Source organism: Pseudorhodobacter sp. (assembly GCF_030452865.1).
Classification (GTDB): domain Bacteria; phylum Pseudomonadota; class Alphaproteobacteria; order Rhodobacterales; family Rhodobacteraceae; genus Pseudorhodobacter.
Genome location: NZ_JAKDLJ010000570.1, coordinates 1 through 1,695, shown reverse-complemented (window position 1 = coordinate 1,695; position 1,695 = coordinate 1). Strand labels below are relative to the sequence as shown.

The window sequence follows — 1,695 nt, the reverse complement described above, 5'->3', positions numbered from 1 at the left end:
CTCGAAGCGCTCCAGAAGGCGCAGGACCTGCACATACTCGCGCTTGCCGGCCTTTCCCTGCCGGGCTTCCAGCAGTCGGCGCAGGGTTACGCTTCGGGCAACTCCCAGCCCTGCAGAGGTGCGGCCTGATCGAAGGACATGATCTTGCGTTCGATCAGCGCCAGGTAATGCAGTGGAACAAACACCATGTCGCCGGTGTCATAGGGAGAGTGTCCGATCTTCTGTGTAACTGTGCTTTGGTCCATGCTTCCTGAGAGGAGCAAGGACGATGACGATTTCCAAGGAACTGCTGGACGAACTTCTGAAGGGCTGCGAGCGGCCTGAAGATCTGCTTGGCGATGCCGGGCTATTGAAAGAGCTCAAGATCAAGTTGATGGAGCGGATGCTCGGGGCTGAGCTGACCGCGCATCTTGGCTATGAAGAAGGCAAGGATGCGCCATTGGGCCAGTCCAACCGGCGTAATGGCAGCGCCAGCAAGCGCCTGAAAGGTCAAGACGGCGAGGTGCCGATTTCGGTTCCCCGTGACCGGGACGGCAGCTTCGAGCCCGAACTGATCAAGAAGGGCCAAACCCGGATCGACGGCATGGATGACAAGATCATCGGGCTCTATGCCGCTGGTTTGACGGTTCGCGACATTCGCGCCCACCTTGAGGATGTTTATGGCCTTCAGGTCTCGCCTGATCTGATCAGCCGCGTCACTGACGCCGTGCTGGACGAGGTCCGCGAATGGCAGTCCCGAGCGCTGGACCGAATGTATCCTATCGTTATTTTCGATGCGCTCCGGGTCAAAATTCGCGATGCCGACAGCCGCATGGTCAAGAACAAGGCCGTCTATGTGGCCCTGGGCGTCTCACGGGACGGTGTCCGCGAGGTTCTGGGCCTCTGGATCGCCGAGAACGAGGGTGCCAAATTCTGGCTGTCGGTGATGAACGAACTGAAGAACCGGGGTCTCCAGGACATCCTGATTGCCGTCGTGGATGGGCTCAAAGGCTTCCCGGATGCGATCACGGCCGCCTTTCCCGATGCCGCGGTGCAAACCTGCATCGTGCATCTGGTGCGCCACTCCCTGAACTTCTGCGCCTGGAAGGACCGCAAGGCCGTGGCCGCCGATCTGCGCCGGATTTACGGGGCCGCCACAGCCGATCTGGCGGCTGCGGAACTGGATGCTTTCGAAGAGAAATGGGCCGGGAAATACGCCTCGATTGCTCCGGCATGGCGGCGCGCGTGGCAGGAGGTGATCCCGTTCTTCGCCTTCGATCCGGCAATTCGCAAGATCATCTATACCACCAATGCCATAGAAAGTTTGAACCGGGTAATCCGAAAATCGATCAAGACCCGGGGCTCGTTCCCCACCGAGGAGGCCGCAACCAAGCTGATTTATCTGGCCATCCGCAACTTCGAGAAAGGAGGTCGCAATGTCCGGGAATGGTTTGCCGCCCGCAACCAGTTCGCTATAATGTTCGAGGAGCGCTTCAATGCGTGACCGTATCTGAAACCCGCATGGGCTGGGCCAGATACACAGACTTCATGACACTCCCCGATGATGTTCTCGTTGCGGGTAATGTAATCACAGCGTGCCAGCTCCATCACCAGCATCTTGTTCAACGAAGGCATGGCCTTGAAGTCAAAGCTGGCCCGACGCCCCGCCTCTCCTGACCTGCCGTCCCCGGAACCTCATCTCATGCCAGTCCTCAT

At 59.1% G+C, this 1,695-nt stretch carries 1 protein-coding gene and 2 pseudogenes; 1 reads left to right on the top strand and 2 read right to left on the bottom strand.

Annotation, left to right across the window (positions count from 1 at the left end):
- A pseudogene (locus L0H65_RS19515) lies at positions 1 to 185 on the bottom strand (IS21 family transposase); the annotation flags it as partial.
- Positions 186 to 268: 83 nt separating this feature from the next.
- Between L0H65_RS19515 and L0H65_RS19510 the strand changes: the two are divergent.
- The gene (locus tag L0H65_RS19510) at positions 269 to 1,483 is read left to right on the top strand and encodes an IS256 family transposase (protein WP_301460844.1); all 1,215 of its coding nucleotides are present in this window, start codon (positions 269 to 271) and stop codon (positions 1,481 to 1,483) included.
- A gap of 56 nt (positions 1,484 to 1,539) precedes the next feature.
- On the opposite strand, the pseudogene L0H65_RS19505 reads toward L0H65_RS19510, so the two are convergent.
- Positions 1,540 to 1,632: pseudogene (locus L0H65_RS19505) on the bottom strand (ATP-binding protein); the annotation flags it as partial.
- Positions 1,633 to 1,695 lie beyond the last annotated feature (63 nt).

Bases quoted from the DNA above. Each gene is read 5' to 3' on its own strand.
- L0H65_RS19510 (WP_301460844.1), top strand. From the start codon at position 269: ATGACGATTTCCAAGGAACTGCTGGACGAACTTCTGAAGGGCTGCGAG.